Genomic DNA, 15,464 nt, shown 5'->3' with positions numbered 1-15,464 from the left:
CGGGGCGTCAGTCCGCCCAGTGGGACGGCCGCTGGAACCCGTCGTCGAGGCGGGTGTGCGCGTCACCGCGCGCCGCGTTCACCTGCATCTGCGTCAGGTAGACCGCGCCCCGGAGATCGGCACCCGACAGGTCGGCGTCGCGGAGGTCCGCGCCGATGCACTCGCAGCGGCGGAGGTCGGCCCCGGCCAGGTCGGCGCCGATGAGGAGCGCGCCGCGGAGGCTCGCACCGCGGAGGTCCGCCCGACGGAGGTCCGCGCCGAGCAGGTCCGCGCCGGGGCCGACCCGGAGGCGCCCGACCCGACGGTCGTCCCCGGCGCGGTCGGCTCGAGCCTCGGCGTCACCGAGACGGGCGCTCCGGCTCGCTGCGAGGAGGAGTGGTCGCGCGGCGTCGTACTCCGCGTCCACATCGGCGACCAGCAGCGTGTCCGGGTCGGCGTCACTGAGGTCGCGGACCCGCTCGAACCGCGTCGTCAGCGTTCGGGCCGCCCGGGGGTCACGGGCGATGGTGATCGCCTCGTCCAGGAACCGGAGCAGTTCGTGCAGCCGCCGGACGACGGGGAAGACCGCGAACATCGCGTCCCGGGTCGCCGTGTCGTCACGCCAGGACCGGCCGACGAAGGTGTGTCGGGACACCTTCTGCCCGGCGCCCGAGCAGTCGAAGACCGTGCAGCCGCGGAACCCCTCGGCCCGTAGGCGTGGGTGGATGGTGCACCCGTCAGCGGTGTCGAGGTTCGTGCACGGATCGCCAGCGTCCTTGTCCACCGGGAAGTCGACCGACCGGGTGAACGCCAGCGCGACGCAGCACAGGCCGAAGCAGTTGGCGCAGTCGGCCCCGAGGTCCTCGCGGCGGCCGAGGGTGACCCGGGTGCGTGTCGTCATCGCGGACGAGGCTAGCCCAGCGCACGGTCCGGGTCGGCGACCGCTCGGGCTCAGCGGCGCTTGCGGAGTGCGTTCGTGGCCCAGAGGGCGACGGCGATGAGCACCGGCTGGAACAGCAGGCGGACGAAGCGCTTCGTGTCGGTGTCCAGCCCGAAGCCGTCGCGGTGGTGCATCCACTGCGCGATGTTGCCCGGGAAGATCGCCGTGAAGAACACCGCGGCGACCCAGCCGACCGTCGCCTGACGACGGACGAGCAGCATGAGTGCGGCGCCGAGCGAGATCTCCGCGATGCCGGAGGCGAGGACGGTGACGTCGGGGTCGAGCGGCACGAACTCGGGGACCTGGGCGCGGAACTCCTCGCGGGCGACGGTGAGGTGGCTGATGCCCGCCCACGTCATCGCTGCTCCGAGCAGGATGCGGACGACGGTGCGGGGGACGGAGGAGCGGGCGGAACGGCGACGGGACATCGGTTCGGGGGCCTTTCGTTGATGGGGCAGGGGACGGATCGACGTGGGGTGATCGTGTCAGCGTGTCCGGAGCACGCGACGCCGACGGACGAGTTCGAACACGACGACGGTGGCGATCACGGCGAGGAGTCCGGCGCGGGAACGACCGCGGGTGGCCCGGACGCCAGCGCTCAGGCCGGCGACGGTCAGGCCGGCGGCGGCAGCGGTCCCGGTGGTCACCGTGCGGTCCTCGATGTCTGCACCGACGCGGACCGCACCGAGCGCGGTGGCGGCCGCAGCTGCGGCGGCGCCGACCAGTCCGGTGCGGGGGAGCAGCGTGCCGGACACGACCTCGAGCAGCGGGACGAGGACCGCGTGCGGGACGCCGGGGGCGAAGCCGCGGTCGGCCATCCGGCTGGCGCGCTGCGGGAGCGGGTCGGCGACGAGCGTCGCCGTGCCGTGCGCGGTGAGTGCGGTACCGGCTGCGTGGGTGGTCCTGCTGCGTGCAATCATGTTGCGCACAACCTAACACGTCGGGAGGCGGAACGGCCGGGAGGCCCGTGGCGGGGTCGCCACGGGCCTCCCGGCCGGTTCGCTGGTCGCGCTCCGGTGCCCCCTCAGGGGGCGCTGTCGACCACCGTCGTCGTCACGGCCGTCGAGTCGAACACCGTGCCCTCGGGCAGCGTCGGGTTGCCGGACCCGACGAGCGTGCGGGTGCCGATGAAGTCCCCGGACTGCGGGTCGATCACGATCTCCGAGTGCTCGCCTTGTCGCGCCGGCTCGTCACGGCCGATGCCGATGCCCTTGCGCCCGTCGAGCGTCACCGTGTCGTGCGTGATCGTCGTGCCCGGGATCTTCGCGAGCACCTGGTACATCGCGCTCCGGAGGTCGGCCGGGACCATCCCGGTGCCCAGGTCGTCGGTGATCAGGGTGGTCATCGCCTCCTCGTGGCTGGCCGAACCGGTCGCGTGGTCGGACACCCACCCGTAGAGCGCCGTCGGGTCGCGGGGCATCTCGGCGAGCTCGGCCGGGGTCCACGGCGTGCCGTAGAAGGCGCCGCCGGCCGCATGCAGGGTCTCCACCGGGTACCCCTGCGGGTCACGCTTCCAGGCCGACTCCGCCTCGGCTGCCCTCTCCACCGGGAAGTACTCAGTCGGCTGCCCGGAGTCGCGCACGAGGGTCCACTCGGCCGACGGGTCAGCTGGCTGGTACACCGTGATCGAGTAGGGCACGAGCGCGGACATGTCCTCGGTGAAGAAGGCCTGGCTGGCCTCCTGCACCTCCACCTTGCGGAACTGGCCGGGAGCGACGACGGGGTCGCTCGTCCGGATCGTGACGTCAGCGGCACGCTGCAGCACCTCGGCGGCGGTCGCGGCCTGCGGCTCGGAGCCCACGATCGGCACCGAGTCCGAGGCCCCGGTGACGTTCCCGACCACGAGCACGGTGGCCGTGACCGTCACGGCGGCGACGGTCCCCAGCGCGCCGAAGGTCCAGCGCGAACGGTTCCGGCGCCGGGCGACGGTCTGCTCCAGGACCGCTCGGCGGATCGGCGTGATGGCGGCATCGAGGGCAGCACCCTCGGGCGGCGGCATGGTGATCATGAGATGTTCTCCATCCCCTGCGCTGCGCGGTTCGTCCGGAGCCGGGCGCGGGATCGTTGGATGCGCTTGCGCGCGTTGACGGGGGAGAGGCCGAGCATGGCGGCGGCCTCGTCGTAGGTCCGGTCCTGCAGGAGGCAGAGCTCGCAGAGTTCCCGGTCGGGGGAGTCGAGAGCGGCGATCTCGTTCTGCACCCACCGCAGCTGCTGTGCAGCCTCGTCGTGCTCGACCTGTCGGTACCACGCGTCGGATGCGCCGGTGTGTTCGTCGATCTCGTCGATGCGGTGCGACCGGCGTTGACGGTTCGTGTTCATCGCGATGTTCCGGGCGCTGGTGAGCAGCCAGGGGAGTGCGCTCGACCCGACGATCCGGATGTCCTTCCGACGCCGCCAGGCGACGAGGAACGTCTCCTGCACGATGTCATCGACGTCCGACCGTTGGTCGGCGAGCCCCCAGGCGTAGCGGAACACCGCGCGGCTGTGTCGGTCGAGCATCTCGGTGTACGCCTCGGCGTCACCGCGTCCGATCGACGTGATGAGTTCTGTGTCCGGGATCTCGCCCGGCCCCCTCGGTCTGGTCACGACCACCTCCGATCATGAGGTGTCGCCGACCGCGTCCGTGTGACAGATCCGTCCCGCTGCCTCGTCGCATGATCGTGCCACAGCGACGACGAGGGGAGCGCGGGGCCCGTCGAGGTGGTGGGTCACCACGCTCAGATCCACCAAACTGACATAATATGCATTATCGGCGCACTGATCAGGAGCCCGGACCGCTGTGTAGACCGGCTGCGCGCAACAACAGGAGCCCGCCGGAACCGCGGCATCCCATGGTGCCGACGGGCTTCTGGTGTCCGGCGGTCATCCGGACCGCCCGCGCTGGGCCCGCGGGCAACGTCAACCCGCCGGGGACGTCAGCCCGCCAGCATGGCCTTGATGCTGCGTCGTTCGTCCATCGCGCGGTAGCCCTCGGCGACGTCTGCCAGCGGCAGCGTCAGGTCGAACACGTCGCCCGCGTCGTACGTGCCCGCCATCGTCCGCGCGACGAGGTCCGGCAGGTACCGCCGCACCGGCGCGACACCGAACCGCAGTGTCAGGTGCTGCACGAAGGGCTGGAAGATCCCGAGCTGCGGGCTGGTGTGCGGCACCCCGACGGCGCCGATCGTCCCGCCGACCCGCGCCATGCCGATCGCTGTCGACCAGGACTCGGGCGTCCCGACGGCCTCGACGACGTGACGCACGCCGAGTCCCCCGGTCATCGCACGCACGGTCGCGACGGCCTCGTCGCCGCGGACGGAGACGACGTCCGTCGCGCCGTACGCGCGCCCCAGGGCGGCTCGGTCCTCGTGGCGGCTCATGAGGATCACTCGTTCTGCTCCGAGGACGGAGCGGGCGCCGAGCACCGCGGCGAGACCCACGGCGCCGTCGCCGATCACCGCGACGGTCGACCCTTCCGTCACGTCGGCCAGGACGGCGCCGTGCAGCCCGGTACCCGCGACGTCGGTGAGGGCCAGCAGCGACGCGAGCCGGCCGTCGTCGACGCCGTCCGCGCCTCCGGGCACGACCACGAGTGTGCCGTCGGCGAGCGGGACCCGGACCGCCTCCCCCTGTCCCCCGTCGGTCCCCGGCGCACCGAAGGTCCCGCCGTGCTCGCACCGCGTGTGGATGCCGTCCAGGCAGGCCGGGCAGGTGCCGTCGGACCACTGGAACGGCGCCACGACGAGGTCACCCACCGCGACCGTGCGGACGTCATCGCCGACCTCGTCGACGATGCCGATGAACTCGTGACCGAGACGGGACCCCGGCTGGCGCTGGACGACACCGCGCCAGGACCAGAGGTCGGACCCGCAGACGCAGGACCGGACGACCCGGACCACGGCGTCGGTGGACTCGTGCAGGCGGGCGTCGGGGACGTCTTCGACGGTGACGTGGCCGGCGGCCTGGTAGACGGCTGCGCGCATGGTGGGCTCCTGTCCGGACGGACGGTCAGTGGGATGTGGTGACGGGGAGGTCGCGGACGAAGGCGGCGAGTTCGTCGAGGTTGGCGGTCTCGCACGTGCGCCGACCCTCCTCGATGTCGTGGACCATCGCGACGATGCGGTCGAACACCGGCCCCTGGATGTCCTTGTGCACCTCGTCCACCTCGGTCTTGCGCTTGCGGACCATGAGGTCGCGCCAGATCCCGGACCGGGCCTTGGCGCTGCGGCGGTTGAACGCGGCGAGGCGGCCGAGGGAGCCGGGCAGGTCGTCGGGAACGAAGCCGTCGAAGGACTCGACCTGGACGGGTGCCTGGTCGATGGCCTCCTGCGCGACGGCGATCATCAGCTCGCGGTACTCGGGCAGCGAGAGCGAGTCGGCGATGGTCAGGTCCGAGACGGCACCGGCCCAGAGCATCGCGCCGTACGCCTCCTTGCCCCACAGGTACCCGAGGACGTTCTCCGTCGGCAGCGCGTACGGCATCGCGTCAGCGAGCAGACCGACACGTGGGGTGATCGCTCCCCCGGCGAGCTCGCCGATCCGGAACGCGGCGATGTTGCCCTGCAGGATCCGCCCGGGTTCGAGGTAGTCGGCGCCGACGTTGATGAAGCTCGACACCACGCGCTCGGCGCCGACGATCGCGGACAGGGTGTCGGCGGTCAGCCCGTTCTGGGTGGTGAGCACGTACCCGTCCGGTGCGAGCACCTCGGCGAGCACCCGGGCGGCGGACGCGGTGTGCAGGCTCTTCACCGCGACGACCGCTGCACCGACCCCGCCGGCACCGACCCGCGAGGGCAGCTCCTCCGGCGTGACGGCGTCCACGCGGACCGTGAAGTCCTCGACGGGCCCCTCGATGTGCAGCCCGTGGGCGTTGATCGCGGCGACGTGGTCGGCGTCCGCGTCGCACAGCAGCACGCCGTGCCCGGCGCGCGCCATGTGTGCGCCGATGGTGCCGCCGATCGCGCCGGCGCCGATGATCGTGATGTCCACGGGGTCCTCCAGGGTCGTACGGACGGGGGTGGTGCGGATCAGACGGCGGCGGTGGCGTGCTGCTGCCAGCGGGTCACGGCGTCGGCCAGGACGGTGAGCGGGACCGCGCCGTTGCCGAGCACGGTCGCGTGGAAGTCGCGGATCGAGAACGCGTCGCCGAGGGCCTCCCGCGCGCCGGTGCGGAGCCGGAGCATCTCGCGTCGGCCGATCATGTAGGCCAGCGCCTGTCCGGGCCAGGCGATGTAGCGGTCGACCTCGCTCCGGACGTGCTCGTCCGTCGTCGCGGTGTTGTCGAGCATGAACTGCACCGCCCGTTCCCGGGACCAGCCGAACGCGTGCATGCCGGTGTCGACGACCAGCCGGCAGGCCCGGACGGCCCGCATCGAGAGCATGCCGAGCCGCGAGAGGTCGTCGGAGTACAGGCCGGCGTCGTCCGCGAACTGCTCGGAGTACAGCCCCCATCCCTCGTTGAAGCTGCAGGCCTCGACGTCGAGGTGGCGTCGGTAGCGCGGGATGTCCAGCCGCTGCGCCATCGCGAGCTGCATGTGGTGGCCGGGGACCGACTCGTGGAACGTCAGGGCCTCGTACTCGTAGCGGTAGTGCGTCTCGGGCGCGCTGGCGTTGATGCAGAAGGTGCCAGGGCGGCTGCCGTCGACGGCGGGCGGACGGTAGAACCCGAGCGCGCTCGACGCGGCGTCGACCTCGTTGATCGGTTCGATCGCGCAGTCGGTGATGTCGTCGGCGGGGAAGTACTGGTCGCGCACGGCCTCTGCGCGGGCGAGGGCGTCGTGCGCCACGGCCATGATCTCGTCGCTCGAGCGGAACCGGAGCGCCGGGTCGTCGCGGAGCCGTGTGGCGATGGCGGTGAAGTCCCGCAGCCCGAACAGCCGGTCCCCGATCTCGGCGGCCTCGGCGCGGATGCCCTCGAGCTCCTCGAGCCCGATCCGGTGCACCTCGTCCGGGGTCAGGTCGGTCGTGGTGTGCCGGGCGACCGCGGCGACGTAGCCCTCGGAACCGCCGGGCACCTCGCTGATGCCGACGTGCTCGTCGTCACGGGCCACCGGCAGCAGTGCGCGCAGTGCCTCGGCGAGTGCGGCCATCCCGGGGCGGACGGACTGCGCGACGAGGTCCTCCGACTGCGCGACCAGCGACGACGCCTCCGCCACCTTCGACGTGTGGGCGGGTTCCAGCAACGGGTCCTCCGCGAGCGGCAGCGCCAGGTAGCCCTCGAGCTGCTCCACGGCGTGCAGTACGCCCATCCGCGTCGGGACCCGGCCGCCGGCGGCCTCGTCGGCGTACCGCTCCCCCAGCGCGACGAACATCGCGCCGAGCCCGGCGAGCCGTGCCGAGTACCGTTCGGCGGCGGCGGTGTCCGGGACGGTCATGGCGGGCACGGCCTGGAACACGAGTCCCTGGCGGCTGACGTAGCCCTTCGCCGAGGCGTTCGCGGCCCAGAGCGCGTAGCGGGCGTCGTCGGCAGCTCCCCGGGCCAGGGCGACGAGGACGTCCCGGTCGATGCGCCCGGCCTCGTCGAGGTCCTCCCCCGGCAGCGCTGCGGCCTCCTGCGCCACCGTGTCGAGCTCGGCAGCTGCACGCTCACTGGCTGTGAGCGACGGGTCGCCCGGCAGGTGGTCGAACTCCGTGATCCCGAGCAGGGTCGCGTTGTACGGGTCGTACGTGTGCTGCGCGACGAAGTACCGCTCGCCGAGGGCGTGCAGTCGGGTGGCCGTGTCGGTGGTCAAGGGTCCTCCAGAGGACAGGAGCAGGGGCGAACAGGAGCAGGATCGGGGACGATCACGAACGGGTCGAACAGCGGAGCGGGTTCAGAACAGCGAGTGGCCGCCGTCGACGGAGAGCGTCTGCCCGCTCACCCAGCCGGCGTCCGGCGCGACGAAGAACGACACCGCGCGGGCGATGTCCTCGGCGGCGCCGGTCCGGCGCACCGCGATCCGCTCGACCAGGGCACGCTGCCCCTCGGGGCCGTAGGAGTCCCACTGCGCCCGCGTCGTCGGGTTCGAGAGCACGAAGCCCGGGGCGATGCAGTTCGCGGTGATGCCGTGCTGGCCGAGCTCGTGCGCCATCTGCCGGGTGAAGCCGATCTGCGCCGCCTTGGCCGCGGTGTACGCCTGGATCCCGGTGAGGCTGACGCTGCGCCCGGCACCGGAGGCGATCATCACGATCCGGCCCCACCCGCGCGGCTTCATGCTGCGCACGGCCGCGCGGGTGCAGTTCCGCGTGGTGGTGAGGTTGGCGTGCAGGACGGCGTCCCAGGCCTCGTCGGTGAGCTCGTCGATCGGCGTGTGCGTCTGCCCGACGACACCCCCGGCGACGTTCACGAGGACGTCGACGGGCCCGAGGGCGGCGAACCAGGCGTCGGTGGCCGCCGTGTCGCTGAGGTCGACCTCGTCGCGGTCGACCCGGTGCACCACCGCGCCGTCGGCGGCGAGCCGGTCGGCGATCGCCGAGCCGATGCCCTGGGCTGCACCCGTGACCACCGCGACCCGACCGTCGAGACGTTCCCCGAGCCTCCCGGCCCCTCCGGCGCTCACCGCGCGTCCTCGGTGCTCGGCAGGGTGAGCGCGTCGACGTTGCCGGCACCCACTTCGCGGGGTCCCGACTCGGCGGGGACGTCGCCCTCGGCGGCGGCCGACCGGGAGGCGCGGGTGATCCGGACGGATTCCTCCCACTGGCGCATCCGCTCCAGGCCACGGCTGCCAGCGGCCCGGAGGACGCCTTCGACGAGCGCTTCGATGAGGACCAGCAGCGGCGTCATGGAGTCGAAGGGGATGCCGTCCACGGTGACCGGGAGCACGATGTCGGCGCTCTCGACCACGGGCGACAACGAGGTGTCGGTGATGAGCAGCACGGTCGCGCCCTGGCGTTTCGCCGCGGCCGCGGCCTGCTGCGCGACGAGCTCATGCCGGCGGAAGTCCATCACGACGACGACCCCGCCCCTGCCGAGCTGCAGGAACCGGCCGACGTCGTGGCCGAGGGGCTCGGCGACGAAGTCGACGTTCGGCAGGATCTGGTCGAGCTGCGCCGCCAGCACCATCGCGAAGTACCGGCTGAAGTAGCCGCCGAGGAGCGCGACCTGCTTCGGACGGTCCGCGAGGACCGCGATCGCCCGGTCGAACTCGCTCGGCGGGACGCTCGTGCCGAGCGACTCGACGAGCGCGACGCGGTCCGCGATGGCCCGGCCGAGGGTCCCGCCGTCCCCGTGCGCGATGCCCTCCTGCGAGCGGCGGAGCGGGCTGTTGAGGTGGTCGGCGATCTCGTCGCGCACCCGGGCCTGGAACTCCGGCCAGCTGCCGAACCCGAGCCGGCTCGCCAGTCGCAGTACGGTGGGCGTGCTCGTGCCCGCGGTGCGGGCGAGACTCGCGGCACTCTCCATCCCGGCGGCGGGCCAGGCGGCCAGGAGTGCTCGGGCGACCTTGCGCTCCGCCGGGCTCAGCTCGTCCATGCGGGCGAAGACCTCGTCGTTGATGGGCATCCCAGCTCCTCCTCGTCGTCGGTGGTGGTCGTGGTGCTCGTGCTGACGAGCCTGGCAGGCGCGGCCGGGCGAGTGCCCGGTCCGGCGCAGGCGCGGCCGGGCCAGTGCCCGGTCCGGCGCCCGACCGCGTCAGGTCCGCAGCACCAGCCCGCTGCCGTCGTCGAACGCCGCGAACATCGTCGGCGAGTTGTATGCCACGACGACCCGGCCGTCCGCACCGACCGCGACGAGCCCGCCGCTGGCGTGCTCCTCGGTCAGCTCCTCCTGGATGGTCGCGGCCACGGCGTCGGGCAGCGCGCTGCCCCCGTACCGCATCCGCGCGACGATGTCGTACGACACGACCCCGCGGATGAACGCCTCGCCCTCGCCGGTGCACGAGATCGCGGCGAACCCGTCGAGCGCGTAGGTGCCGGCACCGATGATCGGCGAGTCGCCGACGCGGCCGTCCTCCTGGTTCGCCATGCCACCGGTCGACGTCGCCGCCGCGATGGAGCCGGTCCGGTCGCGGGCGACCGCCCCGACGGTCCCGTGGCGGGGTGCCACGAGCCGGTCCGCCAGGATGCGGGCGAGCTGCGCCTGCCGCGCCTCGGTCACGAAGTAGTCCTGCTCCGCGGTCGTGAGTCCCCAGGACTCGACGAGCGCGCGGGTCGGGTGGACCAGGAGCAGGTGGGCGGACCGTTCCATGACGGCGCGCGCCAGGTACACGGGGTTGCGGGCATGCCGGGAGGCTGCGATCGCCCCCGCCAGACCGGTCCGGCCGTCCATCACGGCCGCGTCCAGTTCCACCTCGCCGTCGGTCGTCAGGGCGGCGCCCCGCCCCGCGTTGAACAGCGGGTCGTCCTCGAGCTGCTCGACGGTCGCGCAGACCGCGTCGAGCGCGGTGCCGTCCTGGTCGAGGACCGCTTCACCGGCCCGGTAGGCGCGGGTCAGGCCCGCCTCGAACCGCTCGCGCTCCTCGGTGGCGAGCTCCTGGATGCGTCCGCCGGCGCCGCCGTGCAGGGCGAGCGACCAGCCACGGACGGCTGGCACGTCGAACAGAACGGTGTCCCGCGGCGGTGCGATCGACTCCTCGGGCATCAGCGTCCTCCGGCCTGGCGGGTGATGTAGTTGACGGCGACGAAGCGGGTGAACACCGAGAGCAGGTCGTCCCCGCTGATCGCGATCGTCCTGGTGGCCGTCCGGTCGACGCCGCCCACCCAGGTCGCGACGTCGGCCATGTCGGCGGTGGCGACGTCGAGCTCGAGCGTGGCCGGTGCGTCGATCGACCGGTCGCGCATCTGCGGGATGCGCTCCACGGCGGTCTGTGCAGCCGCACGGATCCGACGGCAGGACTCGGTCGGATGCAGGGCGTCCGCGCTGGCCCGGGTGATCGAGGTCTTCGTGACGACGTGCTCGGCGTCCGGTGCGAAGGGCTCGGTCTCGTCCCAGGTGACCTCGTCGCCGGTGACCAGGGCGATCGGCACGCCGTGGTGGGACGTGACGAGGGCGTTGATGCCGCTCTCCCCCACCCAGGTGCCGTTCACGCGGGCGCCGGTGAACACCTCGGGGTTGTACGTGTGCGACAGGACCGAGGGAGCCCCCGAGATCGAGCCGTGGTAGCCGACCAGGAACGCCCCGTCGACCGACGAGTCGAGGCCCTGCATCATGTACATCGGCTTGTGGCGGCCGGTGATGAACCGCACCTTGTCCGGGTGCACGACCGCACGCGGGTCCAGGTTCGACATCCGGCTGTGCGAGTCGTTGAGCAGCACCTCGGTGGCACCGCCGGCGACGGCGCCCTCGATCGCGGCGTTCACCTCGTCGAGGAGCAGTGCGCACCCCTGGGCGTAGCCGTCGCTGCCCGGGCGGCACTGGTCCCAGTCGACGATGCCGGCGACGCCTTCCATGTCGTACGAGATCCAGATCTTCATGCGGACGGTTCCTCCTGGTGGTGCGCGGCCGAGGCGGCCGGTGCGGCTGGTGCGACCCCGTCGAGGTCGGACTCGACGACCCGTTCGGGGTCGAGGAGCACGTCGGGACGGGTGAGTGCTGGGTCGTCGGGTTCGATCGCGGGTTCGTGGAGCGGGTCCACGTCCCCGAGCTCCGCCGAGCGGATGCAGGCGGCGACGTGGGCGTCCGCCGAGTCGGCACCGGCAGCCGACGTCGAGACCGCGGACGTGCCTCCCGGCCGGGTGCCGAGCACTAGCGGGACGGGCGCGAGCGCGGGGTCGGTCGTGCGGCAGGCGTCGATCGCGTAGGGGCAGCGCGGGTGGAACCGGCAACCGGTCGGGATGTCGAACGGGCTCGGCGGGTCGCCCTGCAGGGCGAGCCGGTCGGTGACGCTCTCGGCGCCCATCCGCGGGATGGAGTCGATGAGCGCACGGGTGTACGGGTGCCGCGGGTTCCGGAACAGCTCGTCGGTGTCGGCGACCTCGACGATCCGCCCGAGGTACATCACGGCGACCCGCTGACTGAGGTGCTGCACGACGGCCAGGTTGTGCGCGACGAACAGGATGCTCAGGCCGAGCTCGCGCTGCAGCCGGGCGAAGAGCTCGAGGATCGTGGCCTGCACCGACACGTCGAGCGCCGACACGGGCTCGTCGGCGATGAGCACGTCGGGGCGGACGGCGATGGCCCGGGCGATCGCGATGCGCTGCCGCTGGCCGCCGGAGAACTGGCTGGGGTAGGCGTCGAGCGCGTCCTCCTCGAGGCCCACGAGGTTGAGGATCCGGATGCTCTCCGCACGGACCTCGGCCCGGGGCACGATGCGGTGCAGCAGCAGGAGCTCCCGCAGCATCGAGCCGACCGAGATCCGCGGGTTCAGGGACGAGTACGGGTCCTGGAACACCATCTGGATCCGCCGCGAGGCGTCCTTGTCACGGTGCACCGGCACGCGCTCGCCGTCCGCGTCGAGGGTCCCCGTGGTGGCGGTGACGCTGCCGACCAGGATCTTCGCCAGGGTCGACTTGCCGGAGCCGGACTCCCCCACCAGGGCGAGGACCTCGCCGCGGCGGAGTTCCAGGTCGATGCCGTCGAGCGCGGTCAGGGCGGTGGGAGCGGACCGGCGCATCCGGTCGATGACGGTCACGGGCAGCTGGTAGCGCTTGGTGACGGCCTCAGCGCGGAGGACGGGAGCGGTGCTCGTGCCGGTGCCGGTGCCGGTGCCTGTGCTCGTGTTCATGCCAGGACCTCCACGGGCTCGCCGGGGGCGGCGGAACCGATCTCGTGCGTGCGGATGCAGGCCGCGGTGCGGCCGGGCCCGACGTCCTCCTGCGCGGGCATCGCCGTCGTGCACGCCTCGATCGCGAACCGGCAGCGCGGTGCGAACGGGCACCCGTCCGGCCGCTGCGCGACGTTCGGCGGGAAGCCCGGGATCGGCACGAGCACCCGGTCGGGGTCGTCGAAGTCCGGCGCCGATTCGAGCAGCCCGCGGGTGTACGGGTGTCGGGGGTCACGGAAGACGTCCTTCACGGGGCCGGCCTCGACGCGGTGCCCGGAGTACATCACGGCGAGCTCGGTGCACGTCTGGTTCACCACGGCGAGGTCGTGGGTGACGAACGCCAGCGCGGTGCCGGTCTCGTCGCAGAGTTCCTCGACGAGCTGGAGCACCTGGTGCTGCACCGTGACGTCGAGCGCGGTCGTCGGCTCGTCGCAGAGCAGCAGCCGCGGGGAGCACGAGAGCGCCATCGCGATCATGATGCGCTGCCGGAGCCCACCGGAGAGCTCGTGCGGGTACGCCCGGGCGCGACGGGCGGGGTCGGGGATGCCGGTGCGGCGCATCATCTCGACGGCCAGCTCCGCGGCGGCCGCGCGGGAGAGCCCGAGGTGTCGCCGCGGCCCCTCGGCGATCTGCTCACCGACCCGGACGACGGGGTTCAGCGCCGTCATCGGCTCCTGGAACACCATCGCGATCTGCGGGCCCATCAGCTTCCGACGGGCGGCGGCGGACATGCCGCCGAGGTCCTCGCCGCGGTACCGGATCGTGCCGGAGAGCACCTCGACGCCCTTCGGCAGCAGCCCGGCGATCGCGCGGAGCGTCAGGGACTTCCCGGAGCCGGACTCCCCGACGATGCCGAAGCGCTCGCCGGGCTGGATCGCGAAGGACAGGTCCTCGACGATGCGCACGTCGTCGCGGCCACGACGGCGGATGCCGATCGTCAGGGCCTCGACCTCGAGCAGGGGGGCGGTCATGCGCGGTCCTTCCGACTGGACGCTGGTGTCGGTGCTCGTGTTCGGCATGTCAGCGCCTCCGGTCCGGGCTCAGCAGGTCGCTGATGCCGTCGCCGAGCCAGGACAGGCCGAGGCTCGTGACGACGACGACCAGCCCGGGGATCGTGGTCTGCTGCCACTGGGTGGTGATGAACTCCTGGCCGTCGACGATCATCGAGCCCCACTCGGCCGTCGGCGGTTCGATGCCGAGGCCGAGGTAGCCGAGCGTGACGATCGCCATGATGTCCATCACGATGTCGCTCATCGCGTAGATCACCGCCTGGCTCATCACGTTCGGGGCGATGTGCCGGACGAGCAGCCGGGTGTGGGACATGCCACCGAGCCGGGCGGCCACGACGTAGTCCTGCTGGCGGGCGACGATGACCTCGCCGCGGACGATCTTGGCGTAGGACACCCATGACACCGCCGCGATCGCCAGGTAGATGCTCGTCTCCCCCGCGCCGAGGACGAAGACCAGCACGATGACCATGACGTAGAACGGGAAGGCGAAGAAGACGTCGACGATGCGCATCAGGATCGTGTCGACGATGCCGCCGACGTACCCGGCGATCGCCCCGATGACGCTGCCGACGACGAACGGGATGAGGACCGCGAGGAAGCCGACGCGGAGGTCGACGCGGGCACCCCAGATGAGGCGGGAGAGCACGTCGCGTCCGTACTTGTCGGTGCCGAGCCAGTGCGCAGCGCTCGGGGACTCGAGGGCCTGCTCGAGGTGCTGGGCGATCGGGTCGTACGGCGCGATCACCGGGGCCAGCACGGCGACGAGCACCAGCAGGCCGACGATGACGATGCCCGCCATCAGGGAGCCGTTGCGGTACCAGGCGCGGAGCGACCGGGAGCGCGACGCACGACGGCGCTGCTTGACGCCCACGAGCGCGGCGGTGGGGGTGGTCATGGGGTGGTGCCTCCGGCCAGGTCGACCCGCGGGTCGAGCATCGTGTAGACGACGTCGGTCAGGATCCCGACCACGACGACGAAGATCGCGACGAACAGGGTGACGCCCTGGATCGTCGGGAAGTCGCGGGCGAAGATCGCGTTCACCATGAGCGAGCCGAGGCCCGGCAGCGCGAACACCTTCTCGATCACGAGCGATCCGCCGACCAGGTAGCCGAGGTTCACGCCGATGATCGACACCGTCGGGATCGCCGCGTTCCGGAGCACGTGGTCGCGGAACAGCGGCAGGCCGGCGGCGCCCTTCGACTTCGCCGTGCCGACGTACTCGGACTCGAGCACCCCGATCATCGACGCCCGGAGGCTCCTGATGATCGTCGGGGACATCGCGATGGCCAGCGTCAGCGCCGGCAGGAACAGGAAGTACAGGTGGGCGCCGGCACCGTCGCCGTACCCACCGACGGGGAAGGCCCGCACGTTCACGGCGAGCAGCAGGATCAGCATGATGCCGACCCAGAACTGCGGCATGCCCTGGCCGAGCAGGGTGAACCCGCGGGCGAACAGGTCGCCGGCGCGGTTCGGTCGGCTCGCCGCCAGGGAGGCGAGCGGGATGCTGATCACGAGCGCCATCACGAGCGCGAGGCCGAGGAGCGACAGGGTGACCGGTACGGCCTGCAGCACGAGCTGCCCGACCGGGAGCTGGTAGGTGAGGCTCGTGCCGAGGTTGCCGTGCACGATCTGCCCGAGGAACCGGAAGTACTGCTCCCACAGCGGCCGGTCCAGGCCGAGCTGTTCGGTCAGCGCCGCGACGCTGGCCTTCGTCGCCCGTTCGCCGAGGAGCGCGAGGGCCGCGTTGCCCGGCAGCAGGTGGGAGAGGAAGAACACGATGATGGTCACGCCGAACGCGACCGGGACGGCCTGCAGAAGCCGTCCGGGGATGAACCGGAGCCGGTGGAGCATGACTGCCTTTCCGAGAGGGGCGGTGGG

General features: G+C 72.3%; 16 protein-coding genes. All 16 read right to left on the bottom strand.

Annotated elements, in window-relative coordinates; all coding sequences use genetic code 11:
- Window positions 1–7: 7 nt before the first annotated feature.
- The 16 genes from E9228_RS02105 to E9228_RS02030 all read right to left on the bottom strand — a co-directional run bounded on the left by E9228_RS02105 (window position 8) and on the right by E9228_RS02030 (window position 15,437).
- On the bottom strand, window positions 8–880 hold the full coding sequence (locus tag E9228_RS02105) for a pentapeptide repeat-containing protein (RefSeq protein ID WP_166778942.1): 873 nt from the start codon (window positions 878–880) through the stop codon (window positions 8–10).
- A 50-nt stretch (window positions 881–930) separates the two neighbouring features.
- Window positions 931–1,347: a DoxX family protein gene (locus E9228_RS02100; RefSeq protein ID WP_166778941.1), complete on the bottom strand. Its 417-nt coding sequence runs from the start codon at window positions 1,345–1,347 to the stop codon at window positions 931–933.
- A gap of 57 nt (window positions 1,348–1,404) precedes the next feature.
- On the bottom strand, window positions 1,405–1,839 hold the full coding sequence (locus E9228_RS02095; RefSeq protein WP_166778940.1) for a hypothetical protein: 435 nt from the start codon (window positions 1,837–1,839) through the stop codon (window positions 1,405–1,407).
- Window positions 1,840–1,943: 104 nt separating this feature from the next.
- The gene (locus tag E9228_RS02090; RefSeq protein WP_166778939.1) at window positions 1,944–2,927 is read right to left on the bottom strand and encodes a CU044_5270 family protein; all 984 of its coding nucleotides are present in this window, start codon (window positions 2,925–2,927) and stop codon (window positions 1,944–1,946) included.
- Window positions 2,924–3,505, bottom strand: a complete 582-nt coding sequence (locus E9228_RS02085; protein ID WP_166778938.1) for a sigma-70 family RNA polymerase sigma factor — start codon at window positions 3,503–3,505, stop codon at window positions 2,924–2,926. The genes E9228_RS02090 and E9228_RS02085 overlap by 4 nt, the downstream gene beginning before the upstream one ends.
- A 329-nt stretch (window positions 3,506–3,834) precedes the next feature.
- Window positions 3,835–4,881 (bottom strand): zinc-binding dehydrogenase, encoded by a 1,047-nt coding sequence (locus E9228_RS02080; protein WP_166778937.1) that lies wholly within the window; start codon window positions 4,879–4,881, stop codon window positions 3,835–3,837.
- A gap of 25 nt (window positions 4,882–4,906) precedes the next feature.
- Window positions 4,907–5,887, bottom strand: a complete 981-nt coding sequence (locus E9228_RS02075; protein WP_166778936.1) for a 2-dehydropantoate 2-reductase N-terminal domain-containing protein — start codon at window positions 5,885–5,887, stop codon at window positions 4,907–4,909.
- Window positions 5,888–5,925: 38 nt separating this feature from the next.
- A complete protein-coding gene (locus E9228_RS02070; RefSeq protein WP_166778935.1) occupies window positions 5,926–7,629 on the bottom strand; it encodes a DUF885 domain-containing protein in 1,704 nt (567 codons plus the stop codon).
- Between the two features lie 81 nt (window positions 7,630–7,710).
- Window positions 7,711–8,436, bottom strand: a complete 726-nt coding sequence (locus E9228_RS02065) for an SDR family NAD(P)-dependent oxidoreductase (RefSeq protein ID WP_166778934.1) — start codon at window positions 8,434–8,436, stop codon at window positions 7,711–7,713.
- Window positions 8,433–9,377, bottom strand: coding sequence for a MurR/RpiR family transcriptional regulator (locus tag E9228_RS02060; protein ID WP_166778933.1), 945 nt, complete (start codon window positions 9,375–9,377; stop codon window positions 8,433–8,435). Before E9228_RS02060 ends, E9228_RS02065 begins: the two co-directional genes overlap by 4 nt.
- Window positions 9,378–9,506: 129 nt before the next feature.
- Complete coding sequence (locus E9228_RS02055; protein WP_166778932.1) at window positions 9,507–10,454, bottom strand: isoaspartyl peptidase/L-asparaginase family protein; 948 nt, start codon at window positions 10,452–10,454, stop codon at window positions 9,507–9,509.
- Window positions 10,454–11,287 carry a M55 family metallopeptidase gene (locus E9228_RS02050; protein WP_166778931.1) on the bottom strand — a complete coding sequence of 278 codons (834 nt, stop codon included), beginning with the start codon at window positions 11,285–11,287 and terminating at the stop codon, window positions 10,454–10,456. The genes E9228_RS02055 and E9228_RS02050 overlap by 1 nt, the downstream gene beginning before the upstream one ends.
- Window positions 11,284–12,537, bottom strand: coding sequence for an oligopeptide/dipeptide ABC transporter ATP-binding protein (locus tag E9228_RS02045; RefSeq protein ID WP_166778930.1), 1,254 nt, complete (start codon window positions 12,535–12,537; stop codon window positions 11,284–11,286). The genes E9228_RS02050 and E9228_RS02045 overlap by 4 nt, the downstream gene beginning before the upstream one ends.
- Window positions 12,534–13,547 carry an ABC transporter ATP-binding protein gene (locus E9228_RS02040; protein ID WP_208385445.1) on the bottom strand — a complete coding sequence of 338 codons (1,014 nt, stop codon included), beginning with the start codon at window positions 13,545–13,547 and terminating at the stop codon, window positions 12,534–12,536. The genes E9228_RS02045 and E9228_RS02040 overlap by 4 nt, the downstream gene beginning before the upstream one ends.
- 49 nt (window positions 13,548–13,596) lie before the next feature.
- Window positions 13,597–14,481, bottom strand: coding sequence for an ABC transporter permease (locus tag E9228_RS02035; protein WP_166778928.1), 885 nt, complete (start codon window positions 14,479–14,481; stop codon window positions 13,597–13,599).
- Entirely contained in the window at window positions 14,478–15,437 is a 960-nt protein-coding gene (locus E9228_RS02030) for an ABC transporter permease (RefSeq protein ID WP_166778927.1), read from the bottom strand. Before E9228_RS02030 ends, E9228_RS02035 begins: the two co-directional genes overlap by 4 nt.
- Window positions 15,438–15,464 lie beyond the last annotated feature (27 nt).

The sequence above is a fragment of the Curtobacterium salicis genome, from assembly GCF_011759505.1.
Taxonomy (GTDB): Bacteria; Actinomycetota; Actinomycetes; order Actinomycetales; family Microbacteriaceae; genus Curtobacterium; species Curtobacterium salicis.
The sequence above is the reverse complement of the archived record's forward strand: the minus strand, read 5'-3'. Positions and strand labels throughout refer to the sequence as shown.